General features: G+C 62.4%; 25 protein-coding genes. 22 read left to right on the top strand and 3 right to left on the bottom strand.

The window, feature by feature from the left end; all coding sequences use genetic code 11:
* Positions 1 to 18: 18 nt before the first annotated feature.
* Positions 19 to 1482: a protein adenylyltransferase SelO gene (selO, locus tag FEE99_RS06640; protein ID WP_041477601.1), complete on the top strand. Its 1464-nt coding sequence runs from the start codon at positions 19 to 21 to the stop codon at positions 1480 to 1482.
* A 5-nt stretch (positions 1483 to 1487) separates the two neighbouring features.
* Here the strand turns inward: selO and FEE99_RS06635 are convergent, their stop codons facing one another.
* Together FEE99_RS06635 and FEE99_RS06630 are read right to left on the bottom strand one after the other, a co-directional pair.
* Positions 1488 to 1775 (bottom strand): type II toxin-antitoxin system PemK/MazF family toxin, encoded by a 288-nt coding sequence (locus tag FEE99_RS06635; protein WP_241088571.1) that lies wholly within the window; start codon positions 1773 to 1775, stop codon positions 1488 to 1490.
* A gap of 74 nt (positions 1776 to 1849) precedes the next feature.
* Complete coding sequence (locus tag FEE99_RS06630) at positions 1850 to 2119, bottom strand: AbrB/MazE/SpoVT family DNA-binding domain-containing protein (protein ID WP_008077592.1); 270 nt, start codon at positions 2117 to 2119, stop codon at positions 1850 to 1852.
* 236 nt (positions 2120 to 2355) lie between these two features.
* On the opposite strand from FEE99_RS06630, the gene trxC reads away from it, so the two are divergent.
* Positions 2356 to 2790 (top strand): thioredoxin TrxC, encoded by a 435-nt coding sequence (trxC, locus tag FEE99_RS06625; protein WP_041477599.1) that lies wholly within the window; start codon positions 2356 to 2358, stop codon positions 2788 to 2790.
* A gap of 130 nt (positions 2791 to 2920) precedes the next feature.
* Here the strand turns inward: trxC and FEE99_RS06620 are convergent, their stop codons facing one another.
* A complete protein-coding gene (locus tag FEE99_RS06620; protein WP_024011296.1) occupies positions 2921 to 3691 on the bottom strand; it encodes a ParA family protein in 771 nt (256 codons plus the stop codon).
* Between the two features lie 356 nt (positions 3692 to 4047).
* On the opposite strand from FEE99_RS06620, the gene FEE99_RS06615 reads away from it, so the two are divergent.
* Genes FEE99_RS06615 through FEE99_RS06520 form a run of 20 tightly spaced genes read left to right on the top strand, consistent with a single transcriptional unit; the run spans position 4048 to position 22151 of the window.
* Positions 4048 to 4773, top strand: coding sequence for a beta-ketoacyl synthase chain length factor (locus FEE99_RS06615; protein ID WP_041477598.1), 726 nt, complete (start codon positions 4048 to 4050; stop codon positions 4771 to 4773).
* Entirely contained in the window at positions 4749 to 5561 is an 813-nt protein-coding gene (locus FEE99_RS06610; protein ID WP_041477597.1) for a lysophospholipid acyltransferase family protein, read from the top strand. Before FEE99_RS06615 ends, FEE99_RS06610 begins: the two co-directional genes overlap by 25 nt.
* The gene (locus FEE99_RS06605; RefSeq protein ID WP_039756723.1) at positions 5539 to 5814 is read left to right on the top strand and encodes a phosphopantetheine-binding protein; all 276 of its coding nucleotides are present in this window, start codon (positions 5539 to 5541) and stop codon (positions 5812 to 5814) included. Before FEE99_RS06610 ends, FEE99_RS06605 begins: the two co-directional genes overlap by 23 nt.
* Positions 5815 to 5823: 9 nt before the next feature.
* Positions 5824 to 6078, top strand: coding sequence for an acyl carrier protein (locus tag FEE99_RS06600; protein ID WP_041477596.1), 255 nt, complete (start codon positions 5824 to 5826; stop codon positions 6076 to 6078).
* Positions 6075 to 6620: a COG4648 family protein gene (locus FEE99_RS06595; protein ID WP_041477595.1), complete on the top strand. Its 546-nt coding sequence runs from the start codon at positions 6075 to 6077 to the stop codon at positions 6618 to 6620. The genes FEE99_RS06600 and FEE99_RS06595 overlap by 4 nt, the downstream gene beginning before the upstream one ends.
* Positions 6617 to 8296: an acyl-CoA synthetase family protein gene (locus FEE99_RS06590; RefSeq protein WP_041477594.1), complete on the top strand. Its 1680-nt coding sequence runs from the start codon at positions 6617 to 6619 to the stop codon at positions 8294 to 8296. Before FEE99_RS06595 ends, FEE99_RS06590 begins: the two co-directional genes overlap by 4 nt.
* A complete protein-coding gene (locus FEE99_RS06585; protein WP_041477593.1) occupies positions 8289 to 9023 on the top strand; it encodes a glycosyltransferase family 2 protein in 735 nt (244 codons plus the stop codon). The genes FEE99_RS06590 and FEE99_RS06585 overlap by 8 nt, the downstream gene beginning before the upstream one ends.
* On the top strand, positions 9020 to 9967 hold the full coding sequence (locus FEE99_RS06580) for an LpxL/LpxP family acyltransferase (RefSeq protein WP_041477592.1): 948 nt from the start codon (positions 9020 to 9022) through the stop codon (positions 9965 to 9967). Before FEE99_RS06585 ends, FEE99_RS06580 begins: the two co-directional genes overlap by 4 nt.
* Positions 9948 to 11492, top strand: coding sequence for an HAL/PAL/TAL family ammonia-lyase (locus tag FEE99_RS06575; protein ID WP_041477591.1), 1545 nt, complete (start codon positions 9948 to 9950; stop codon positions 11490 to 11492). The genes FEE99_RS06580 and FEE99_RS06575 overlap by 20 nt, the downstream gene beginning before the upstream one ends.
* Positions 11485 to 11910 carry an acyl-CoA thioesterase gene (locus FEE99_RS06570; RefSeq protein WP_143979012.1) on the top strand — a complete coding sequence of 142 codons (426 nt, stop codon included), beginning with the start codon at positions 11485 to 11487 and terminating at the stop codon, positions 11908 to 11910. The genes FEE99_RS06575 and FEE99_RS06570 overlap by 8 nt, the downstream gene beginning before the upstream one ends.
* Entirely contained in the window at positions 11907 to 12509 is a 603-nt protein-coding gene (locus FEE99_RS06565; RefSeq protein WP_041477589.1) for an outer membrane lipoprotein carrier protein LolA, read from the top strand. Before FEE99_RS06570 ends, FEE99_RS06565 begins: the two co-directional genes overlap by 4 nt.
* Positions 12493 to 14823, top strand: coding sequence for an MMPL family transporter (locus FEE99_RS06560; protein ID WP_041477588.1), 2331 nt, complete (start codon positions 12493 to 12495; stop codon positions 14821 to 14823). Before FEE99_RS06565 ends, FEE99_RS06560 begins: the two co-directional genes overlap by 17 nt.
* Entirely contained in the window at positions 14820 to 15983 is a 1164-nt protein-coding gene (locus FEE99_RS06555) for a hypothetical protein (RefSeq protein WP_041477587.1), read from the top strand. The genes FEE99_RS06560 and FEE99_RS06555 overlap by 4 nt, the downstream gene beginning before the upstream one ends.
* Positions 15970 to 17217, top strand: coding sequence for an NAD(P)/FAD-dependent oxidoreductase (locus FEE99_RS06550; RefSeq protein ID WP_041477586.1), 1248 nt, complete (start codon positions 15970 to 15972; stop codon positions 17215 to 17217). The genes FEE99_RS06555 and FEE99_RS06550 overlap by 14 nt, the downstream gene beginning before the upstream one ends.
* On the top strand, positions 17214 to 17939 hold the full coding sequence (locus FEE99_RS06545) for a class I SAM-dependent methyltransferase (RefSeq protein WP_041477585.1): 726 nt from the start codon (positions 17214 to 17216) through the stop codon (positions 17937 to 17939). The genes FEE99_RS06550 and FEE99_RS06545 overlap by 4 nt, the downstream gene beginning before the upstream one ends.
* Positions 17939 to 18550 carry a hypothetical protein gene (locus FEE99_RS06540; RefSeq protein WP_177327007.1) on the top strand — a complete coding sequence of 204 codons (612 nt, stop codon included), beginning with the start codon at positions 17939 to 17941 and terminating at the stop codon, positions 18548 to 18550. The genes FEE99_RS06545 and FEE99_RS06540 overlap by 1 nt, the downstream gene beginning before the upstream one ends.
* A complete protein-coding gene (locus tag FEE99_RS06535; protein ID WP_041477584.1) occupies positions 18547 to 19743 on the top strand; it encodes a beta-ketoacyl-[acyl-carrier-protein] synthase family protein in 1197 nt (398 codons plus the stop codon). The genes FEE99_RS06540 and FEE99_RS06535 overlap by 4 nt, the downstream gene beginning before the upstream one ends.
* A complete protein-coding gene (locus FEE99_RS06530) occupies positions 19740 to 20204 on the top strand; it encodes a hotdog family protein (RefSeq protein WP_041477583.1) in 465 nt (154 codons plus the stop codon). Before FEE99_RS06535 ends, FEE99_RS06530 begins: the two co-directional genes overlap by 4 nt.
* A complete protein-coding gene (fabG, locus tag FEE99_RS06525) occupies positions 20197 to 20925 on the top strand; it encodes a 3-oxoacyl-ACP reductase FabG (RefSeq protein WP_041477582.1) in 729 nt (242 codons plus the stop codon). Before FEE99_RS06530 ends, fabG begins: the two co-directional genes overlap by 8 nt.
* Positions 20925 to 22151 (top strand): beta-ketoacyl-ACP synthase, encoded by a 1227-nt coding sequence (locus FEE99_RS06520; protein WP_041477581.1) that lies wholly within the window; start codon positions 20925 to 20927, stop codon positions 22149 to 22151. The genes fabG and FEE99_RS06520 overlap by 1 nt, the downstream gene beginning before the upstream one ends.
* Positions 22152 to 22163: the final 12 nt, after the last annotated feature.

Raw genomic sequence — 22163 nt, 5'->3', positions numbered from 1 at the left:
TTCTGCTGGAGCCGGCCCGTGAAAGCCCTCGACGAACTGACTTTCGATAACCGCTTTGCCCGCCTGGGCGACGCGTTCTCCGCGCACGTGCTGCCCGAGCCGATCGACAATCCGCGTCTGGTGGTCGCCAGCCCGGCCGCTCTGGCCTTGCTTGATCTCGATGCGGCCAGCGCCGACACCGAAGAATTCGCGCAACTGTTTGGCGGCCACAAGCTGTGGGCCGACGCCGAGCCACGGGCGATGGTGTATTCCGGGCATCAGTTCGGCGGTTATACCCCGCAACTGGGTGACGGGCGCGGCCTGCTGCTGGGTGAGGTGTACAACAACGCTGGCGAGCATTGGGACTTGCACCTCAAAGGCGCCGGGCAGACGCCGTTTTCACGCATGGGCGATGGCCGCGCGGTGCTGCGCTCATCGATTCGCGAGTTTCTCGCCTCCGAAGCGCTGTTTGCGCTGAACATTCCATCTTCGCGGGCAGCCTGCGTGATCGGCTCCGATACCCCGGTCTGGCGGGAAAAGCAAGAACGCGCAGCGATGGTGCTGCGTCTGGCACCGAGCCATATCCGCTTCGGCCATTTCGAATACTTCTACTACACCAAACGCCCCGAGCAGCAGAAGCAGCTTGGTGAGCATGTGCTGGCGATGCACTTCCCCGAATGCCTCGAACAACCGGAACCGTATCTGGCGATGTTCCGCGAGATCGTCGAGCGCAACGCCGAACTGATCGCCAAGTGGCAGGCCTACGGCTTCTGTCACGGCGTGATGAACACCGACAACATGTCGATCCTCGGCATCACCTTCGACTTCGGCCCGTTCGCCTTCCTCGATGACTTCGACGTGCATTTCATCTGCAATCACTCCGATGATCAGGGTCGCTACTCGTTCAGCAATCAGGTGCCGGTGGGCCAGTGGAACCTCAGCGCGCTCGCCCAGGCGCTGACGCCGTTCATCAGCGTCGAGGCCCTGCGCGAAACCCTCGGCTTGTACCTGCCGCTGTTCCAGGCGCACTACCTCGACCTGATGCGCCGCCGCTTCGGCTTCACCACCGCCGAGGAGGAGGACCAGCAACTGCTGGAAAACCTGCTGCAACTGATGCAGAACAGCGGCATCGACTACACGCTGTTCTTCCGCCGCCTCGGTGAAGAGTCAGCCGAACAGGCCATCGCCCGCCTGCGCGACGATTTTGTCGATATCAAAGGTTTCGATGCCTGGGGCGAGCGCTACGTCGCCCGGGTTACCCGCGACGGCAATGCCGATCAGGCACAACGCCGCGCACGGATGCATGCCGTCAATCCGCTGTACATCCTGCGCAATTATCTGGCGCAAAAGGCTATTGATGCGGCGGAACAAGGGGATTATGCCGAGGTACGCCGACTGCATGCGGTGCTGAGCAAACCGTTTGAGGAGCAGCCGGGGATGGAGGGTTACGCCGAGCGGCCACCGGAGTGGGGAAAGCATTTGGAGATCAGTTGTTCTTCGTAGGCGCTTCAGCTTAGCGGGTCGATTGCACTGATTACACGGTCGACGATGTCAGACATTGTCACGTCATCCAGTCGCTCGATGAATTTGGCCGTGCCGTCTCGTACCCGTTGTTCTATGTCAAAACTGCGAACCTGATTACACACCGCTACACCATTGGTTTCGTGGCCAGTAATGGCGACCGCCAAACCCATATTCCGGCTGAAATTCCCACCGCTAGTAACAGGCACCGTCATGCTCACGCCCAATGCGTTGATCTCTCTGGGCGTGATCACCACAAAGCGATGTCTGTTCATCATCTCCCGCCCCGCCACTGGGTTTGGATCAATCCAGTAAACGTCACCCCGCTGAGGGGGCTGTCGGCGCACCATCAACCCAGCTCCCGGCCGACAGAATCACCTTCAAGGGTCTCGCTAGTCTGGGCGTTAAGTTTCTGCAATTCTTCTGCGCCTTCGAGTAGCTCTGACAAACTATAACGCTTACGCGTAGCGGCTACGGCTGGACGAGCAATCAGTTCGCCATCGACCACATTCAGCTCTAGCTGTGCGCCAACCTCCAGATGCAACAACTTTAAAAGCGTGGGCGGAATCGTAATGACGGCAGCGCCGCCTTGGCGGCGTATCTTGGAAGTTACGGACATTATGTCGCTCCGATTTGATGCATAGGAATCATCGATTCCTGGACTAGTGCAACAAAAGTAGCACGCAGATAAAGACAAAGCGATCTCCTCACGACAAGCGTAAAACGCCGAATTGGTCTTCAGACTAGCCATCGATCCCGGAACTGTTTTGAGAAAAATGTGAGCAGTTGCGACATTGATAAGTTGGCAGATCGACTCCAAATCAGTTCTATAGACTGCCTATCAGAGAACCAATCATGACCACCCCACTCCTCATCCCCTGCCCCTCCTGCAACGGCGTCAACCGCATCCCCACCGAGCGCCTGGCTGACCAGCCCAAATGCGGGCGCTGCAAGTCTGCGGTGCTGTTGAGCAAACCCTTCGAACTCAAACAAGGCGATTACGCCAGTCAGATAAAGGGCGATCTGCCGTTACTGGTGGATGTCTGGGCGGACTGGTGCGGGCCGTGCAAGTCGTTTGCGCCGGTGTTCGAACAGGCTGCGGCGCAGTTGGCGGGCAAGTGCCGGCTGGCCAAGCTCGACAGCGAAGCGAATCAGCAGTTGTCGGCGCAGTTGGGGATTCGCTCGATTCCGAGTCTGATTCTGTTTAAAAACGGCAGGGAAGTAGCGCGGCAAAGTGGTGCATTTCCATTGCCGCAGCTGATGGCATGGCTGCGTGGCCAAGGAATCTGACCCACCACAGATCCCCCTGTGGGAGCGAGCCTGCTCGCGAAGGCGGTCGATCATTCAGCGCCGATGTTGAATGTGCCGGCCTCTTCGCGAGCAGGCTCGCTCCCACATGATTTGCGTGTGAGTCGGGGAATCAGTGGTCTTCCAGCAAATTGTGCAGTTCAACGAACTGCTGCGTGAGCTTGTGCCGTGGATCGAGGTGGATCAGCGGCATGCTGGCCTGATGCGACTCGCGCATGCGCACCGAACTGCTCAGGTACACCGGCAGTACCGGCAAGCCTTCGGCGATCAACTCGTCGAGCATCTGCTGTGGCAGGCTGGCCCGCGCCTGAAACTGATTGACCACGATACCTTCCACTTCCAGGCCTTCGTTATGGTCATCCTTCAATTCCTCGATCTCGGCGATCAGTCCATACAGGGCCTGACGTGAAAAGCTGTCGCAGTCAAAAGGGATCAATACTCGATCCGCGGCAATCAGCGCCGATACCGCGTAGAAATTCAGTGCTGGCGGGGTATCCAGATAAATCCGGTCGTAGTCCTCGGACAATTCGTCCAGCAACTTGCGCAGCTTGTTGATCTTGTGTTTCGCCTCGAGCTTGGGCTGCAGGTCGGCCAACTCGGCGGTGGCGGTAATGATGTGCAGGTTGTCGAACGGCGTTTCATAGATGTCCGCCTGATTCTTTTTCGAGAACGGCCCAGAGGACAGCGTCTGTTTGAAGAAGTCAGCGATACCCATCGGGATATCGTCGCCGGTGAGACCGGTCAGATACTGAGTGGAATTGGCCTGCGCATCGAGGTCGACCAACAACGTGCGATAACCCTCGCTGGCGCTGACCGCCGCCAGGTTGCAGGCGATGCTGGATTTGCCCACGCCACCTTTCTGATTGAACACCACGCGCCGCATGACCAAACCTCCGTGTATCAAAGAATGACCGAGTGTAGTTGGCGGTGACCGCGCTTCGCTACCTTCACGGACATGGACTACGTCGTCAGGTGTAAAAACCGACGCCCAGGCATGGAAAAAACCGCCAGCCATTACGGAGACACCTGACAGACACGCCGCGTCAAATCTGGATAATGGCCAAGTGATAGCCATACAGCGAACCGCTCGGTACATTTTGTTGGGCAAAATGTAACCAACATTTGCTACACACCCGTCGCACCGGGATAATGCGCGCCACCCGGCGCCCTGCGCCAAGCCAAGCCTGCTGCGGCGCTGGCGACTCAACGCGTCAACGAAAGCCCGCAGGGGCGGGATGAATGTCCGTGATCAACTTCAACATCGCCCAATGGCGCGCGTGGGCCCCGGGGCTCGACAGCGTGGACGCCTGGCAGGCCTGGAGCCGACAACCGGTCGTGCTGCAGAGCAGTGATGCCGCGCCCGATGTGTCGTTTCTGCCGGCCATGCAGCGCCGCCGCCTCAGCCGCCTGGCGCGGATGGCCTTCAGCGTTGGCTGGCCGCTGGCCGACGGGCGGGACAATCTGCCGCTGGTGTTCGTCTCGCGGCACGGCGAAACCCCCCGCACGTTTGAAATCCTCCGCGATCTGGCCACCGAGCAGCCCTTGTCGCCGACCCAATTCAGCCTGTCGGTGCATAACGCGATCATCGGTTTGTGGTCGATCATGCGCGGTGAAACCAGCGAAATGACCGCCCTCGCCGCTGCTGGCGACGGCCTCGAACACGGCATGCTCGAAGCGGCGGCATTGCTTGATGAAGGCGCCCCGGCGGTGCTGCTGGTGATCACCGAAGAGCAGCCGCCCGAGGCGTATTCGCAGTGGGTCGATGATGTGCCGTTCCCTTATGCGCTGGGCTTGTTGCTCACGCCCGGTACCGACTGGCGGCTGACCCTGAACAGCAGCACCGAAACCCGGTCAAAGGCGCACTGGCCGCACGCGCTCAACCTGCTGCGAACCCTGCTCGGCCAGCAACCTGACTGCCAACATGCGTGGAAAAATCGTGTATGGACCTGGCATCGCAACCCGTGACCGCCAAACACCGCGACGCCTACTACTGGCGCCTGCTGGCCACTGCTGCGAGCTTCGCCTTGTTCGGGCTCGGCGGGCTGTGTCTGCGCCTGCTGGTATTTCCGCTGCTCGGCTGCCTGCCCGGTGACGCGCTGGTCCATCGCCTGCGCGCGCGGCGTACGGTCAGTCGCTTGTTCTGGTTTTTCGTGCGTTTCATGGCCCGCACCGGCGTGCTCACTTACGACATTGAGGGTGCCGAGCGCCTCGGTCGCCCGGGGCAGATGATCATCGCCAACCACCCGTCGCTGATCGATGTGGTGTTTCTCATCGGTCTGGTGCGCCACGCCAATTGCGTGGTGAAAAAAACCCTCTGGGAAAACCCGTTCACCCGTGGCCCGCTGCGCCGCACCGAGTACATCAGCAACGACGGCAGCATGGACATGCTCGACGCCGCCGCGCAGTCATTGCAGGACGGCCAGACCCTGATCATTTTCCCCGAAGGCACCCGCACCCAGCCGGGGCAGGCGCCGGCCTTTCATCGGGGGGCGGCGGCAATTGCCCTGCGCGGTGCGAAAATCGTTACCCCGGTGATCATCAAGGTCAGCCCGACCACCCTGACCAAAGCCGAGCCGTGGTATCGCATCCCCCATCGCCGCGTGCACTTCAGTTTTCGCGTGGGGGCCGATATAGACCCACAGACCTTCGCCGCGCAAGGCCCCGCACCGCAGGCTTCGCGCAAGCTCAACGATTATTTGCATGACTATTTCATTAAGGAGCTCGCCGCAGATGAGCGAACTGAACACCGCTAGCCTGGTGCGTGACATCAAACTGCTGATCATCGATGCCTTGGGCCTGGAAGACATCAGCCCCGAGGACATCGGCGACGAGCAGACATTGTTCGGCGAAGGCCTCGGCCTGGACTCCGTGGACGCGCTGGAACTGGGCCTGGCGATCCAGAAAAAATACGGCATCAAGATCGACGCCGATGCCAAAGACACCCGCAACCATTTCACCAACGTGGCCAGCCTTGCGGCATTCGTCACGGCAAAACAGGCAGCTTGAGACCGGACCATGCAAACTCGTGACGATATTTTCAACACCCTGCGCGATGCCCTGGTCGAGCTGTTCGAACTGGATCCGGCCCGTGTAAGCATGGAAGCCAATCTGTATCAGGATCTGGAAATCGACAGCATCGACGCCGTCGACCTGATCGATCACATCAAACGCCAGACCGGCAAGAAAATCGCCGCCGAAGAGTTCAAATCGGTGCGCACCGTCGGTGACGTGGTCGAGGCGGTGTTCCGTCTGGTTCAACCGGCCGCATGAGCCGACTGATCGGCCTGGGCCTGCTGCTGGCCGGTCTGCTGTACCCCTTTGCGGTGTATTTCGGCATGGAGCATTTCGCCCCGTGGCAATTTGCGCTGCTGTTGGGCAGCCTGTGGCTGGCGCGAGCCCTGACCGGCGAACGCAAGCCGGGCAGCCTGTGGATGGCGTGCGTGGCGATGGTTTTCTGCCTGCTGCTCGCGGTGTTCGACAGCCCGCAGCTGCTGCGCTGGTACCCGGTGCTGATCAGCGCATTCATGCTGGTGCTGTTCGGCGCAAGCCTGAAATTCGGCCCGCCGATGGTCGAGCGTCTGGCGCGCTTGCGTGAGCCGGAGCTGCCGCAGGTTGCCATTCGCTACACGCGCAAGGTCACGCTGGCCTGGAGCGTGTTTTTCTTCTGCAACGGTTTGTGCGCCGCCCTCCTCACCCTGTGGGCGCCGCTGGATTGGTGGATGTTGTACACCGGCCTGATCTCCTACGGATTGATCGGCCTGATGTTTGCCATTGAATGGCTGATACGACAACGGGTAAGAGGCCGTACATGAATTGGATAAAACTTGAGCAGCTGTTGCTCAAGGCACTGCCGGCACGGGCGATCTGCCAGGCGCCGGCACTCGATCACACGCAACTGCGAGCGCAGGCCCTGAGCGTCGCCGCGGGTCTGCAAAGCCAAGGCGTGAAAAGGCTGGCCGTGCATCTGGAAGATGCCGCCGACCTCGCCATCGCCCTGCTCGGCGCGTGGCGTGCCGGCGTCAGCGTGTTGCTGCCGGCGGATCTGCAAGCGCAGACGCGTCAGCGCTGGTCGCAGGAAGTCGATCTATGGCTGACCGATCAATCAGGCGATGCACAGCTGGACGACTTCACTCAGCCCGAACTGCCCGGTGCACAACTGGATCTCGATCAATGCCGCCTGAGCCTGTGCACTTCCGGCTCTAGCGGCGAGCCCAAGCGCATCGACAAGACCCTGCGCCAATTGGCCAACGAGGTCGAAGCGCTGGAACAGTTGTGGGGCGCAGACCTCGGTGAAGCCTGCATCATCGGCAGTGTCGCCACGCAACACATCTATGGCCTGCTGTTTCGCGTGTTGTGGCCATTGTGCGCCGGGCGCCCGTTCGTGCGCCGGCAACTGGCGTTCTCCGAAGACTTGCAGCGCGCCAGCCGCGAATACCCGGCCTTCGCCTGGGTCGCCAGCCCGGCGCTGCTCAAGCGCATGGGCGACAACCTCGACTGGCCGGCCCTGAGCGCGGTGCGCCGGGTGTTTTCCTCCGGGGGCGCGTTGCCGTCGGAAGCGGCGCAAAGTCTGCAACAGCGCTTGCAGCAATGGCCGACGGAAATCCTCGGCAGCTCGGAAACCGGCGGCATCGCCTGGCGTCAGGGCGATTCGTTGTGGCGGCCGTTTGCTGGCGTCGAACTGAGCCAGGACAGCGACGGCGCCCTGCTGATCGCCTCGCCTTACCTGCCTGCCGGCCATGTCGAACACAGCGCCGATGCCGCGCGCATTGCCGCCGATGGTCGCTTCGAACTGCTGGGGCGACTGGACCGCATCGTCAAACTGGAAGAAAAACGCATCTCGCTGCCGATGCTCGAGCAGGCCTTGGCAGCCCATGACTGGGTCGTCGAAGCGCGCCTCGGTGTGGTCCAGGAAAACCGCGCCTCGCTCGGTGCGCTGCTGGTGCTCAGCGAATCGGGCCTGTTCGCCCTGCGCGAGCACGGTCGCCGCGACCTGACCGAAACCCTGCGCAAACATCTGAGCCAACATTGCGAAGCCCTCGCCCTGCCCCGACGCTGGCGCCTGCTGCGGCAGATGCCATTGAACAGCCAGGGCAAACTGGCGCAAGCCGACGTCGAAGCATTGCTGCTGGCCGCGCGACCCAAAGCCCCCGAAGTGCTGGAGCAAAGCGCAAGCGACGGCGAGTGGAGCCTGCAACTCAGCGTGCCGCCGGACCTGGCCTACTTCAGCGGGCATTTTCCCAAGGCGCCGGTGTTGCCCGGGGTGGTGCAGGTGGAGTGGGCGCTGAATCTGGGTCGGCAGTTGCTGAAGCTGGACGGCGCGTTTGCCGGAATGGAAGTGCTGAAATTCCAGCAACTGGTGCGCCCGGGTGACGAAATCCAGCTGCATCTGCGTTTCGATGCCGAGCGCGGCAAGTTGTATTTCGCTTATCGCAATGACACGGCGACCTGTTCCAGCGGACGCATTCTCCTGGGGCCTGCCCATGCATAACCCCTGCGCCGTAATCCCGGTGTACAACCACGAAACCGCGATCACCACCGTGGTCGATGCCCTGCTCGCACAAGGTCTGCCGTGCATTCTGGTGGACGATGCCAGCGAGCCGTCCTGCGCGCGGGTGCTCGACACCCTGTCCGAGCGCGACAGGGTTTTTCTGGTGCGCCTGACGGCCAATCAGGGCAAGGGCGGCGCGGTGATGACCGGTCTGCGTGAAGCCTCGCGTCTGGGTTACAGCCATGCCTTGCAGGTCGATGCCGACGGCCAGCACGATTTGCACGACGTCGCGCGCTTCGTCGGCGAATCCCGCGGCCATCCCGAGGCGATGATCTGCGGCTATCCGCTGTTCGACGAGAGCGTGCCGAAAGGGCGTTTGTACGCGCGCTACCTGACCCACGTGATGGTCTGGATCAACACCCTGTCGTTGCAGATTCGCGATTCGATGTGCGGCTTCCGTGTTTATCCGCTGGCGCCGACTCTGGCCGTGATCGACTCGGCCAAGGTCGGCAAGCGCATGGATTTCGACTCGGACATTCTTGTGCGGCTGGCCTGGCGCAATCAGCCGATGCGCTGGCTGCAGACAAGCGTGCATTACCCGCTGGACGGCGTGTCGCACTTTCGCCTGTTCCACGACAACGCGCTGATTTCCAGCATGCACACGCGGCTGTTTTTCGGCATGTTGCTGCGTTGGCCGGTGATCCTCTGGCGGCGGTGGAAACCATGAGCGAAGAAGTCGACAAGAAGCACTGGGCCGACCGCGAAGAGCGCGGCAGTTTCCTGCTGATGAAATTCACCGCGTTCGCCGCCAGAGTCCTCGGACGGCGCCTGCTCAGCCCGTTGCTGTACGGCATCGTCCTGTATTTTTTCCTCTTCGGCCGGGTCGCCCGGCGCAGTGCCTGGCAGTACCAGCAGCGGCTGGCCGCGTGGAGCCGGCGCGACGACCTGCGCCCGAGCCATTGGCGGGTGTTTGGCCAATTCATGACATTTGCCGATTCGCTGCTCGACAAGCTCGATGTGTGGAACGGCAAGTTGAGCATCGAGCAGATCGAAATCATCGACCCGGCGCTGCTGCGCAAGCAGTTGCGCGGTAGTCGCGGACAACTGCTGGTCGGCGCGCATCTGGGCAATCTCGAAGTGTGCCGGGCGCTGGCGGAGATCGGCGAAAAGGTCACCATGAACGTGCTGGTGCACACCAAGCACGCCGAGCAATTCAACCGCTTGCTTGGCGAGGCCGGGGCGACCAATCTGCGCCTGATTCAGGTCAGCGAACTCGACCCGGTGATCATGCTGCAACTGCATGAACGGCTGGAACGCGGCGAGTGGCTGGCGATTGCCGGTGACCGCGTGCCACTGCACGGCGGGCGCAGCGTGACGGTGGATTTTCTCGGCCACCCGGCGCCATTTCCGCAAGGCCCGTGGTTACTGGCCGGCCTGCTCAAGTGCCCGGTCAATCTGCTGATGTGCCTCAAGCAACCCGACGGCCACTATCGCCTGACTCTCGAACCGTTCGCCGACGCGGTGGTGTGGACACGCCGCGAGCGCGAGCAGGTCATTCATCAGTGGGCCACTCGCTACGCGCAGCGCCTGAGTCACTATTGCCTCGAAGCCCCGCAGCAATGGTTTAACTTTTACCCTTTCTGGAAGACCGATGACGACGCCAACCCATGAGCCGGTAACCTTCGGCGAACGCCCTTTGCGCATCGAAGACGTGCTGGCCCTGTCCAACCGTCAGGCGCCCGTGCAGTTGCAGGCTGACGCCGACTATCGCGAGCGCATCGCCAAGGGCGCGCGGTTTCTCGATTCGCTGCTGGACAAGGAAGGTGTGATCTACGGCGTCACCACCGGTTACGGCGATTCCTGCGTGGTCGCGGTGCCGCTGCATCACGTCGAGGCGCTGCCGCGTCATCTCTACACTTTTCACGGCTGCGGCCTGGGCAAACTGCTCGACGCGCAGGCAACCCGCGCGGTGCTGGCGGCGCGTTTGCAGTCGTTGTGTCACGGCGTTTCCGGGGTGCGCGTCGAACTGCTCGAGCGTCTGCATGCGTTTCTCGAATACGACATCCTGCCGTTGATTCCCGAAGAGGGTTCGGTCGGCGCCAGCGGCGATCTGACGCCTCTTTCCTATGTCGCCGCAACCCTGTCCGGCGAGCGCGAAGTGATGTTCCGTGGCGAACGTCGTCAGGCTGCCGACGTGCATCGCGAGCTTGGCTGGACGCCGCTGGTGCTGCGTCCGAAAGAGGCGCTGGCGCTGATGAACGGCACGGCGGTGATGACCGGCCTCGCCTGCCTCGCCTTCGCTCGCGCCGATTACCTGCTGCAACTGGCCACGCGCATCACCGCGCTCAATGTCGTCGCGCTGCAAGGCAACCCGGAGCACTTCGACGAGCGTCTGTTCGCCGCCAAACCGCACCCGGGGCAGATGCAGGTCGCCGCGTGGCTGCGCAAGGATCTGGCAATCGACGCGCCGACCGCGCCACTGCATCGTCTGCAGGATCGTTATTCGCTGCGTTGCGCGCCGCATGTGCTCGGCGTGTTGGCCGACAGCCTGAACTGGCTGCGCGGCTTCATCGAAACCGAGCTGAACAGCGCCAACGACAACCCGATCATCGATGCCGAAGCCGAGCGTGTTCTGCATGGCGGGCACTTCTACGGCGGGCACATTGCCTTTGCCATGGACAGCCTGAAAAACCTCGTGGCCAACGTCGCCGATCTGCTCGATCGGCAATTGGCGTTGCTGGTCGACGAGCGCTACAACCACGGCTTGCCGAGCAACCTCTCCGGCGCACCCGCCGATCGGGCCATGATCAACCATGGCTTCAAAGCCGTGCAGATCGGCACCAGCGCCTGGACCGCCGAAGCGCTGAAAAACACCATGCCGGCCAGCGTGTTCTCGCGCTCCACCGAGTGCCACAACCAGGACAAGGTGAGCATGGGCACCATCGCCGCCCGTGATGCGATTCGCGTGCTGGAGCTGACAGAACAGGTCGCCGCCGCCACGCTGCTCGCCGCCAATCAGGGCGTTTGGCTGCGCGCTCAAGCCGCCGATGCGCGCCCGCTGCCGCCAGCACTGGCAGCGATGCACGAAGAGCTGGGCAAAGACTTCCCGCCGGTCATCGAAGACCGTGCGCTGGAAGGCGAACTGCGCCTGTGCCTGCAACGCATCGCCGCGCAACACTGGAGGCTGCATGCGTAGTGCCGGAGTGCTTCACGCCGATACCGAGATTCTCGTGCCGTTTTTCGACGTCGACACCATGCACGTGGTCTGGCACGGCCATTACGTCAAATATCTCGAAGTGGCACGCTGTGCGCTGCTGGACAAGATCGGCCATAACTACACGCACATGGTCGACTCGGGTTACGCCTGGCCGATCATCGACCTGCAACTTCGCTACGTGCGCGGCGCGGTGTTCGGCCAGCGGCTGAACGTGCGCGCCAGTCTGGTCGAGTGGGAAAACCGTCTGAAGATCAATTACCTGATCACCTACCTGCAGACCGGCGAACGCCTGACCCGCGCCAGCTCCGTGCAGGTCGCCGTCGAAGTCAGCAGCCGCGAGATGCAAATGGCTTCACCCAAAGTCTTCACCGATGCCGTGGAAAGGATGCTGCGATGAATGTGTTTTATAGAAGCCTCGGCGCGTTGACGCTGCTGGCCGTGTCGTCATGGGCCAATGCCTTCGAACTGCAACAACTGAGTGAACAACTGGCGAAACCGGATGTTATCCACGGCCAGTTCATCCAGGAAAAACACCTGCGCGCCCTGCCGCAGCCGCTGATCAGCAAGGGCAGCTTCGTCCTCGCTAAAAATCATGGCCTGCTGTGGCTGTTGAAAACTCCGCTGCAACAGGATTACCGCATCACCGCCAACGGCATCGCCCGTCGTGACGCCAACGGCTGGCAACTGCTGCCGAACAAGAGCGCCGGCGCCGAGCAGAACCGGCTGTTTCTCGCCGTACTGCAAGGTGACAGCAGCGGTTTGCAGCGCGATTTCGAACTGGCCCTGAGCGGCACGGCGCAGCAGTGGCAACTGACCCTGACGCCGCGTTCGATGCTGCTCAAGCAAGTGTTCCAGCAGATCAATATCGATGGCGGCGCCCTTGTGCAAACCATCGAGCTGCTGGAAACCCAAGGCGACAGCACCCTGCTGCGCATGCAGGACAGCACGGCCGAGCAACCCTTGAGCGAAGCGGAGCAACATGACTTTGCCGAGTGAACGCAAGCTGCCCTGGCTGTTTCTGAGCCTGCTGCTGGCCGTTGTCGTGCTGGCTGCCTGGCAGTGGCGCGACGGTGCGCCGCTGTCGGCCAATCTCATGGAGCTGGTACCCGGGACCAATCCAGACGCGCTGGAGTTGCGCGCCGAACAGCGCATGCAAGAACCGCTCAATCGCGAAATGCTGGTGCTGGTCGGCCACGCCGATCGCCAGCAAGCGCTGACCATGGCTCAACAACTGGGCGAACAATGGCAGGCCAGCGGTCTGTTCGAAACCGTGCAGTGGAACCTGCAAGCCGACTTGCCGGCGCTGCGCAAGCAATTGCTGCAAGGACGCCTTGCGATGCTCTCGGCGGATGATCGGCAGCTACTCAGCAAGCACCCCGACGCGTTCATCCAGCAGCGAGTACAGGCGCTGTTCGATCCGTTCAACGGCTTTACCCTGGTGCCGAGCCAGGACGATTGGCTGGGCCTGACCGGACGCATCCAGAACAGCCAGCCGAAACATGGCGCAGTGCAACTGGACATTGGCAGCGGCGCACTGGTCGCCGATGCCGACGGCAAGAGCTGGGTGATGTTGCGTGCGCGCACCACCGGCAACGCCTTCGACATGAACCTGCCGTTGCAAGTGGCAGAGCTACTCAAGCACAGCCGCGAACAAGCGGCGCAAAGCGATGTGCAGTTGCTCGCCGCCAGTGGCCTGCTCTACGCCGCCAACGGTCAGCAACAGGCCACCCGGGAGATGACCTGGGTCGGCGGCGGCGCAACGGTCGGCATTCTGCTGTTGCTGCTGTTGGCGTTTCGCCGCTGGGGCGTGCTGCTGGCATTTGTTCCGGTGCTGGTCGGCATGCTGTTCGGCGCGGTGGCCTGCGTGGCGCTGTTCGGCCACATCCATGTGATGACGCTGGTACTCGGTTCGAGTCTGATCGGCGTCGCCGTCGATTACCCGCTGCACTATCTGTCCAAAAGCTGGAGTCTCAAGCCGTGGCGCAGCTGGCCGGCCCTGCGCCTGACCTTGCCGGGGCTGACCCTGAGCCTGATCACCAGCGTTATCGGCTATCTGGCGCTGGCCTGGACACCGTTCCCGGCGCTGACGCAGATCGCCGTGTTCTCCGCCGCCGGCTTGCTCGGTGCCTATCTGTCGGCGGTCTGCCTGCTGCCGGCGCTGCTGAAAAATGTTCAACTGCGCCCGGCGCAATGGCCGCTGCGCCTGGCCGAGCGCCTGATTCATCTGCGTGAGGCGCTGCTCGGTTGCATTCGCACGCCCGCGCTGCTGGCGCTGCTGATTGCCTTCTGCATCGGCGGCTTGATGCAGTTGCAGAGCAAAAACGACATTCGCCAATGGGTTGGCGCGCCGCAGCATCTGACCGACGAAGCGCAGACCATCGCGCGCATCACCGGTTTTCAACCGACCAGCCAGTTTTTCCTCGTCCGCGCGGCCAATCAGGAGCAATTGCTCGAGCGCCAGGCAGCGCTGAGCGAGCGCCTGCAGCAACTGGTCAACCTCGACAAGCTGCAAGGCTATCTGGCCCTCGATCAACTGGTCAGCGCGCCGAGCCAGCAACAGCAAGTGCGCGAATCACTGAACAAGCTGCCGTCATTCTGGCAACCGCTGCTCGATCTCGGCGTGCCAGCGACGGCGTTGCAAAACGAATTGCAGCAATTGCAGACCCTGCCCGCCGAAGACATTGACGCCGCGCTGGCCGGCCCGCTCGGCGAGCCGTATCGCACGCTATGGCTTGGCCCGACTGAAGACGGCGTCGCAGCAATCACCAGCCTGCAGGGCTTGAACAATCCGTCATTGCTGCGCGTGCAGGCACTCGATTTGCCGGGAGTGGTGCTGGTCGATCGCCTCGGTGACCTGAACAAGGTGTTCGCCGCCACGCAGATCAGCGCCGCCGAACTGAAACTGGCCTCCTGCGTGTTGATCGTGCTGGTGCTGATGCTGCCGTTCGGCCTGACTGGCGCGTTGCGTATCGTCGCCCTGCCACTGCTGGCGGCGCTGTGCAGTCTGGCCAGCCTTGGCTGGCTCGGTCAGCCGCTGACCCTGTTCAGCCTGTTCGGCCTGTTGCTGGTGACGGCGATCAGCGTCGATTACGCAATCCTCATGCGTGAACAGGTCGGCGGCGCGGCGGTAAGTCTGCTCGGCACCTTGCTCGCCGCCGTCACCACGTGGCTATCGTTCGGCCTGCTGGCGGTCTCCAGTACGCCGGCGGTGAGCAATTTCGGCCTGTCGGTAAGCCTCGGCCTGGCGTTCAGCTTCATGCTCGCACCGTGGGCCGGGCGCCATGAACCGGTTGCGGAGCCAGCCGCATGATGATCTTCGGCTTCTGGTTGCTGGCCTTGGCGCTGTTTGCGCTGGCGACCCGGGTCGGCCGTCACTTCGGCCTGATTCCGATCGTCAGCCAGTTGCTGCTGGCGAGCTTCGGCTTGCCGTTGCTGATGTACTTCTGGATCGAACCGGGCTGGCAGCTCAGCGGCGCGCAACTGATCGCCCCTGACTGGCTGAAAAACCTCTACAGCCTGAGCTTCGCCTTGCTGCTCGGGCACATTCTCAGCGATGTCATCGATCTACGTCTGGATCGCCAGAGCGTAAAAATCGCTGTGCCGAGTTTCGCTGTGCCGTTCGCTTGCGGGCTGGCGGTCGCGTACTGGTTGCTGCCGACGCAGCCGTGGCTCAGCGCACTGGCCATCGGACTGGTCTTCGCCATTACCGCGATCCCGGTGTTGTACCTGTACCTGCGTCATATCGATTACCCGCCCGCTGCCACGCGGCGGCTGGTGCAGACCGCGATCCTTATCGATCTGACTTGCTGGACGCTGTTCGGCCTAGCCCAAGGCAGCCTGCACCTGAGCAGCCTGTTGCTGCCTGTGGCCATGGCCGGCGTGCCGCTGCTTTTGCACCTGCTGCGCGCGCGTCGCCCGCTGACCTACAGCCTCGGCTTCTTCGCGTTGCTGGTCATGGCCGAGCATTACAAACTCAACGCGCTGATTTTCGGCATCGGCTACCTGCTGTGCATGGCGCTGTTGAAAGTGCCGTTGGTGCTGCCGTTGCCGGCGCGCTGGATGAGCCGTTTGCAGACATGGATCGCGATCCCGCTGATCCTCACGTTCGGCATCGTTCAAATCGACGTGCACAGCGCCCTCGCCAGCCTCGACGCCGGGCAATGGGCGGCGCTGCTGCTGTTGCCGATTGCCAGTAAACTGCTCGGCAACTGGCTCGGCCTCGGTTGGGCGGGCGCCTCGTTCGCTGGCGCCAGCCGCTGGCGCGAAAGCGTGCTGCTGAACATTCGCGGCCTGAGCGAAATCGTCTTTCTCAACCTGCTATTGCAACAACAACTCATCACCCCCGCGCTGTATTTCGCGCTGATGCTGATGGGTCTGATCGCGACGCTGCTGCCGGCCCTTATCGGTCTGCATCGCGCGCCCCTGAATCTGAACAGTCCCTTGCCCCGGAGCTCACGTGCCAATCGTTGAAATGGAATCCCGTCAGGTCGTGATCATCGGTGCCGGCCCGTCCGGTGCTATCGCCGCAGCCCTGCTCAAACGCAAGGGCCACGATGTGCTGGTGCTCGAGCGCCAGCACTTCCCACGCTTCTCCATCGGCGAAAGCCTGCTCAGCCACTGCCTGGATTTCGTCGAAGAAGCCGGCATGCTCGACGCCGTCAACGCCGCCGGGTTCCAGCGCAAGACCGGCGCGGCGTTTGCCTGGGGCGAGCGCTACAGCGCCTTCGATTTTGGCGACACTTTCACCGCCGGCAAGCCGACCACGTTCCAGGTGCAGCGCGCCGATTTCGACAAGTTGCTGGCCGATCAAGCAGCATTGCAAGGTGCGGAAATCCGTTATGGCGATGCGATTGTCAGCGTCGATTTCGATCAGGCGAAACCACAACTCGATGTGCGCCGCGAAGATGGCAGCGAGTACCGCGTCGAAGCCGATTTCGTCCTGGACGCCAGCGGCTACGGCCGCGTGCTGTCGCGCTTGCTCGACCTCGAAGCACCTTCGAATTTCCCGGTGCGTCAGGCCGTGTTCACCCATGTCGAAGATCACATCGACAACCCGGCGTTCGACCGTGAAAAGATCCTCGTCACCACCCATCCCGAGCATCGCGATGTGTGGTTCTGGACCATCCCGTTCTGCAATGGCCGCTGCTCGGTAGGCGTGGTCGCGGCTGAGGAACATTTCCGGGGTCGCGACAGCGATCTCGATGCCTGCCTGCGCAGCTTCATCGCCGAGACGCCGAGCCTCGCCGGGGTTCTGAACAACGCGGTCTGGGACACCCCGGCGCGCACCCTCGGCGGCTATGCGGCCAACGTGAAATCCCTGCACGGCCCGGGCTTCGCGCTGCTGGGCAACGCCGCAGAATTCCTTGACCCGGTATTCTCCTCCGGCGTGACCATCGCCATGCGTTCGGCGAGCATGGCTGCCGGCGTGCTGCACCGCCAGTTGCAGGGTGAAACGGTGGACTGGCAAAGCGAATTTGCCGAACCGTTGAAACGCGGCGTCGATACCTTCCGTTGCTACGTCGAAGGCTGGTACGCCGGCACCTTCCAGGACGTGATTTTCTATGAGGACAGCCAAGCGGAAATTCGCCGGATGATCTGCTCGATCCTCGCCGGTTACGCCTGGGACGAGCGCAACCCGTTCGTCAGTGAAGCGCGGCGCCGGCTGAAGATGATTTCCCAACTCTGCGCGCAGGACGCCTCATGAATTACTTGAGCGACAGTTACGTCGAGGAAACCCGCTTCGGTCTCTGGTTCTTGCGCAGCCACACCTGGCAGCACCATGTGCTGCGCGTGGCGATCAACGATTTGCGTGGATTATTCAGTGAGCCGCTGCCGGAACACCCGGTGCTGCTCGACGCCGGTTGCGGTCAGGGCAAGTCCTTCGGCCACCTGCGTCAGACCTTCGCCCCGCAGCGACTGATCGGCGTCGACGCCGACCCGCACAGTTTGCAACTCAGCGCCGAAGAGGCCACCCGCCTGGGCATGCCAGTCGAGTTGATCGGCAGCGATTGCGCCACGCTCAACGTCGCCGATGCCAGCGTCGACCTGCTGTTCTGCCACCAGACCTTCCATCATCTGGTCGAGCAGGAAAAGGCTTTGGCCGAGTTCTATCGCGTGCTCAAGCCGGGCGGCTATCTGCTGTTCGCCGAATCCACCGAGGCTTACATTGATACTTGGGTGATTCGCTGGCTGTTCCGCCATCCGATGCATGTGCAGAAGAGCGCCGCCGGCTACCTGCAGATGATCCGCGAGCAGGGCTTCGAGTTTGCCGAGCGCAATGTTTCCTACCCGTATCTGTGGTGGAGCCGGTCGAAGGATTTTGGTTTGCTGGAGCGGCTGGGGTTGAGCAAACCCAAGCCATTCGGTGAGCGCGAAGAGACGCTGGTAAACATCGTCGCGCGCAAGCCATTGCAGGAATCTGTCTGATGTACGGCTATCGATCTGAACACCTGAAACCCTGTGGGAGCGAGCCTGCTCGCGAAAGCGGTGTATCAGTCAGCCAAAGTGGCGAATGTCAGATGGCATTCGCGAGCAGGCTCGCTCCCACAGGGTTTGCTGCATGGCTGGCGATCGTTTTGTCAGCCTTGCTGTTGAGTGCCTGCGCCAGCCAGCCACCGCTGCCAGCGGCCAACCCGACGCTGCCTCTGCCGCTGCAACTGCACATTGAGCGCGAGCAAGCCGGGCAACGTCAGGACTGGCTGCTGGTGATCCAGCGCGAAGGCGCCGGCACGCGTTGGTCGATGATGGATCCGCTGGGTATTCCCCAAGCCCGTCAGCAACTGATCGATGGGCATTGGCAGGCCGACGGTCTGCTGCCGCCCAATCCCGAGGCGCGGGAGTTGTTCGCCGCACTGCTGTTCGCCTTGACGCCTCCTGCCGAGCTGCTGCGCAATTATCCCGACGCCCGACAACAGGCCGATCAGCGTTCACTGCCGGCGCGCTGGAACATCCGCTATTCACAACCGTTGAGCTTCCAATTGAATCTGCCCCAAGGCCCGCACTATCGCGTTTCCCAGTTAGGTGAATCGACGCCATGACCGCTTACCTGAATGCCCTCGGCGTGATCTGCGCCCTGGGCCGCGACAAGTCTGAAGTCGCGCGCAATCTGTTCGCCGGCGACTGTTCGGGGATGCGCCGCGAGTCCGGCTGGGTCGCCGAACGTGAACTGCCTGTGGCTGGCGTACACGGTGAATTGGCGGCGATCCCTACGGACCTGGTCGAGCACAGCAGTCGCAACAATCAGCTGCTGCTGGAAGCCGCGCTGCAGATTCGAGACGACATCGATCGTGCGATCCAGACCTTCGGCCGCGAGCGCATAGGCGTGGTGCTAGGCACCAGCACCTCGGGCATCGACGAGGCCAGCCGGGGTCTGGCGCATTACATCCGCGAACAGCAATTTCCCCGCGAGTACGACTATCGCCAACAGGAACTCGGCGCCCCGGCGAATTTTCTCGCCGAATGGCTGCAACTGAGCGGCCCGGCCTACGTGATTTCCACCGCCTGTACCTCCAGCGCCCGCGCGCTGATGAGCGCTCAGCGCCTGCTCGATCTGGGCTTGTGCGACGCGGTACTGTGCGGCGGCGTCGACAGTCTGTGCAAGCTCACGCTGAACGGTTTCTCTTCGCTGGAAGCCGTTTCAGATGAGCGCTGCAATCCGTTCTCCGCCAACCGCAACGGCATCAATATCGGCGAGGCAGCGGTGCTGTTCGTGATGAGCAAACAGCGCGGCGAAGGCCCGGGAATCGCCCTGCTGGGGACGGGCGCCAGCTCGGATGCGCACCATATTTCCGCGCCGGAGCCGAGCGGTCGCGGCGCTCTGCAAGCGATGCAGAAAGCCCTTGGCCGCGCGCATCTGCAAGCCGCGCAAATCAACTACCTGAACCTGCACGGCACCGCGACCCAGCACAACGACGCGATGGAAAGTCTGGCGGTCGCGGCGCTGTTTCCCCAAGGCGTCGCCTGCTCGTCAACCAAGCCGCTGACCGGTCACACCCTCGGCGCTGCCGGCGCGCTGGAAGCGGCGTTCTGCTGGCTGAGCCTGAGTGCCGACAACCCTGAGCAGGCGTTACCGCCGCATATCTGGGACGGCCAGGCCGATCCCGCGCTGCCGCCGCTCAAGTGGGTGACCGCGAGCGAACGCCTGACGTCCATTGCACCGCGCTACCTGATGAGCAACTCGTTTGCCTTCGGCGGCAACAACGTCAGCCTGATTATCGGAGACGCCCCATGAGCCACTGGCCGCTCGCCGAACTGCTGCCGCATGCCGGCGACATGATCCTGATCGACGCCATCGAGCGCTTCGACGATGAGCAGATTTTCACCCGCCTCACGGTCAAGCCCGACGGCCTGTTCAACCTGCCCGACGGCAGCCTGCCGGCGTGGGTCGGCGTCGAGCTGATGGCGCAGAGCGTCGCCGCTTTCGCCGGTTGCCACGCCCGGCAAAAAGGCAATCCGCCGGAGCTGGGCTTTCTGCTCGGCACGCGCAAATTCGAGTGCAACGTCGAAGCCTTTGCGGCCGGCAGCGAGCTGACCATCCACGGCCTGCGCTCACTGGAAGACGACAACGGCATGGGCGTATTCGAATGCCATATCCACGGCGACGGCATACATGCCAGCGCCCGGCTGAACGTGTTCCGCCCGCCGCAAGCCAACCAATATCTGCAACAGACAAAGGAGTCGCACGATGACTGAATCCGTACTGGTCACCGGCTCCAGCCGTGGCATCGGCCGCGCCATTGCCTTGCGTCTGGCGCAAGCCGGGCACGACATCGTCCTGCATTGCCGCAGCGGCATGACCGAAGCCCAAGCGGTGCAGGCCGAAATCGAAGCATTGGGTCGCCGCGCACGCATTCTGCAATTCGACGTCGCCGACCGTGAAACCTGCAAAAGCATTCTCGAGGCCGACGTCGAAAACCATGGCGCCTATTACGGCGTGGTACTCAACGCCGGGCTGACTCGCGACGGCGCGTTTCCGGCGCTGAGCGATGACGATTGGGACGTGGTCCTGCGCACCAACCTCGACGGTTTCTACAACGTCCTGCACCCGGTGATGATGCCGATGATCCGTCGTCGCGCCGCCGGACGCATCGTGTGCATTACTTCGGTTTCGGGCCTGATCGGCAACCGTGGCCAGGTCAACTACAGCGCTTCGAAGGCCGGGGTGATTGGCGCCGCTAAGGCATTGGCGATCGAGCTGGGCAAGCGCAAAATCACCGTTAACTGCGTCGCCCCTGGCCTGATCGACACGGCCATGCTCGACGAAAACGTGCCGGTGGAGGAACTGATGAAAATGATCCCCGCGCAACGCATGGGCACCCCGGAAGAAGTGGCCTCTGCGGTAAATTTCCTGATGTCGGCGGAAGCCTCGTACATCACCCGCCAGGTGCTGGCGGTCAACGGAGGCCTGTGCTGATGAAGCGCGTCGTCGTCACCGGCATGGCCGGCATCACCTCGCTGGGCAGCGACTGGCCGACCATCGCCGGCAATTTCGCGGCCAATCGCAGCGGCATTCGCCGCATGGACGAGTGGGATCGCTTCACTGAACTCAACACACGTCTGGCCGGACCTATCGATGATTTCCTCGTACCGTCGCACTGGACCCGCAAGCAGTTGCGCAGCATGGGCCGAGTTTCACGACTGGCGGTCGGCGCAGCAGAAAAGGCTCTGGCCGATGCTGGCCTGCTCGGTGACGAATCGATCAAGGACGGGCGCATGGGCGTCGCTTGTGGTTCATCTACCGGTAGCACTGACGAAATCAAAGCCTTCGGCAACATGCTGCTCAACTCGGTGGCCGAGGGGCTCAACGCCAACTCCTACGTGCGGATGATGCCGCACACCACCGCCGCCAATATCAGCATTTTCTTCGGCCTCACCGGCCGCCTGATCCCGACCTCCAGCGCCTGCACCAGCGGCAGCCAGGGCATCGGCTACGCCTACGAAGCAATCAAGTTCGGCCGCCTGCCGTTGATGCTCGCCGGCGGTGCCGAAGAACTGTGCCCGACTGAAGCCATGGTGTTTGACGCGCTCTACGCCACCAGCTTGAAAAACGATGCACCACAGACCAGCCCACGCCCGTACGACAAGGGCCGCGACGGTCTGGTGATTGGTGAAGGTGGCGGCATGCTCGTGCTTGAGGAGCTGGAACACGCCCTCGCCCGTGGCGCGCACATTCACGCGGAAATCGTCGGTTTCGGCAGCAACGCCGACGGCCAGCACACCACCCGCCCGGAACAGGTCACCATGCGCCGCGCCATGGAGCTGGCCCTGGAAGATGCCGGCCTCAGTCCGGACGCCATTGGCTATGTGAACGGCCACGGCACCGCGACCGAACAGGGCGACATCGCCGAAACGTTGGCCACCAGCAGCTTGTTCGGCGAACACATGCCGATCAGCTCGCAGAAGAGTTTTCTCGGCCACACCCTCGGTGCCTGCGGTGCGCTGGAGTCATGGTTCAGCATCGAGATGCTCAACAGCGACCGTTACGTGCACACCTTCAACCTCGACGAGGTCGACCCGCACTGCGGCAAGCTCGATTACCTGCGCGGCGAATTTCGTCAGATGCACCACGACTACGTGATGAACAACAACTTCGCTTTCGGTGGCGTCAACACTTCGTTGATCTTCCGCCGCTGGGCATAACCGAATCAATCC

Origin of the sequence: Pseudomonas sp. ef1 (assembly GCF_007293365.2) — a bacterium.
Lineage (GTDB): Bacteria > Pseudomonadota > Gammaproteobacteria > Pseudomonadales > Pseudomonadaceae > Aquipseudomonas > Aquipseudomonas siliginis.
This window is presented reverse-complemented; position numbering and strand designations above follow the sequence as displayed.

Bases quoted from the DNA above. Each gene is read 5' to 3' on its own strand.
- FEE99_RS06580 (WP_041477592.1), top strand. From the start codon at position 9,020: ATGAGCGAAGAAGTCGACAAGAAGCACTGGGCCGACCGCGAAGAGCGC.
- FEE99_RS06555 (WP_041477587.1), top strand. From the start codon at position 14,820: ATGATGATCTTCGGCTTCTGGTTGCTGGCCTTGGCGCTGTTTGCGCTG.
- FEE99_RS06635 (WP_241088571.1), bottom strand. From the start codon at position 1,775: ATGAACAGACATCGCTTTGTGGTGATCACGCCCAGAGAGATCAACGCA.
- FEE99_RS06610 (WP_041477597.1), top strand. From the start codon at position 4,749: ATGGACCTGGCATCGCAACCCGTGACCGCCAAACACCGCGACGCCTAC.
- trxC (WP_041477599.1), top strand. From the start codon at position 2,356: ATGACCACCCCACTCCTCATCCCCTGCCCCTCCTGCAACGGCGTCAAC.
- FEE99_RS06595 (WP_041477595.1), top strand. From the start codon at position 6,075: ATGAGCCGACTGATCGGCCTGGGCCTGCTGCTGGCCGGTCTGCTGTAC.
- FEE99_RS06615 (WP_041477598.1), top strand. From the start codon at position 4,048: ATGTCCGTGATCAACTTCAACATCGCCCAATGGCGCGCGTGGGCCCCG.
- FEE99_RS06540 (WP_177327007.1), top strand. From the start codon at position 17,939: ATGTACGGCTATCGATCTGAACACCTGAAACCCTGTGGGAGCGAGCCT.
- FEE99_RS06535 (WP_041477584.1), top strand. From the start codon at position 18,547: ATGACCGCTTACCTGAATGCCCTCGGCGTGATCTGCGCCCTGGGCCGC.
- FEE99_RS06530 (WP_041477583.1), top strand. From the start codon at position 19,740: ATGAGCCACTGGCCGCTCGCCGAACTGCTGCCGCATGCCGGCGACATG.
- FEE99_RS06570 (WP_143979012.1), top strand. From the start codon at position 11,485: ATGCGTAGTGCCGGAGTGCTTCACGCCGATACCGAGATTCTCGTGCCG.
- FEE99_RS06630 (WP_008077592.1), bottom strand. From the start codon at position 2,119: ATGTCCGTAACTTCCAAGATACGCCGCCAAGGCGGCGCTGCCGTCATT.
- FEE99_RS06590 (WP_041477594.1), top strand. From the start codon at position 6,617: ATGAATTGGATAAAACTTGAGCAGCTGTTGCTCAAGGCACTGCCGGCA.
- FEE99_RS06575 (WP_041477591.1), top strand. From the start codon at position 9,948: ATGACGACGCCAACCCATGAGCCGGTAACCTTCGGCGAACGCCCTTTG.
- FEE99_RS06620 (WP_024011296.1), bottom strand. From the start codon at position 3,691: ATGCGGCGCGTGGTGTTCAATCAGAAAGGTGGCGTGGGCAAATCCAGC.
- fabG (WP_041477582.1), top strand. From the start codon at position 20,197: ATGACTGAATCCGTACTGGTCACCGGCTCCAGCCGTGGCATCGGCCGC.
- FEE99_RS06585 (WP_041477593.1), top strand. From the start codon at position 8,289: ATGCATAACCCCTGCGCCGTAATCCCGGTGTACAACCACGAAACCGCG.
- FEE99_RS06520 (WP_041477581.1), top strand. From the start codon at position 20,925: ATGAAGCGCGTCGTCGTCACCGGCATGGCCGGCATCACCTCGCTGGGC.
- FEE99_RS06605 (WP_039756723.1), top strand. From the start codon at position 5,539: ATGAGCGAACTGAACACCGCTAGCCTGGTGCGTGACATCAAACTGCTG.
- FEE99_RS06560 (WP_041477588.1), top strand. From the start codon at position 12,493: ATGACTTTGCCGAGTGAACGCAAGCTGCCCTGGCTGTTTCTGAGCCTG.
- FEE99_RS06600 (WP_041477596.1), top strand. From the start codon at position 5,824: ATGCAAACTCGTGACGATATTTTCAACACCCTGCGCGATGCCCTGGTC.
- FEE99_RS06545 (WP_041477585.1), top strand. From the start codon at position 17,214: ATGAATTACTTGAGCGACAGTTACGTCGAGGAAACCCGCTTCGGTCTC.
- FEE99_RS06565 (WP_041477589.1), top strand. From the start codon at position 11,907: ATGAATGTGTTTTATAGAAGCCTCGGCGCGTTGACGCTGCTGGCCGTG.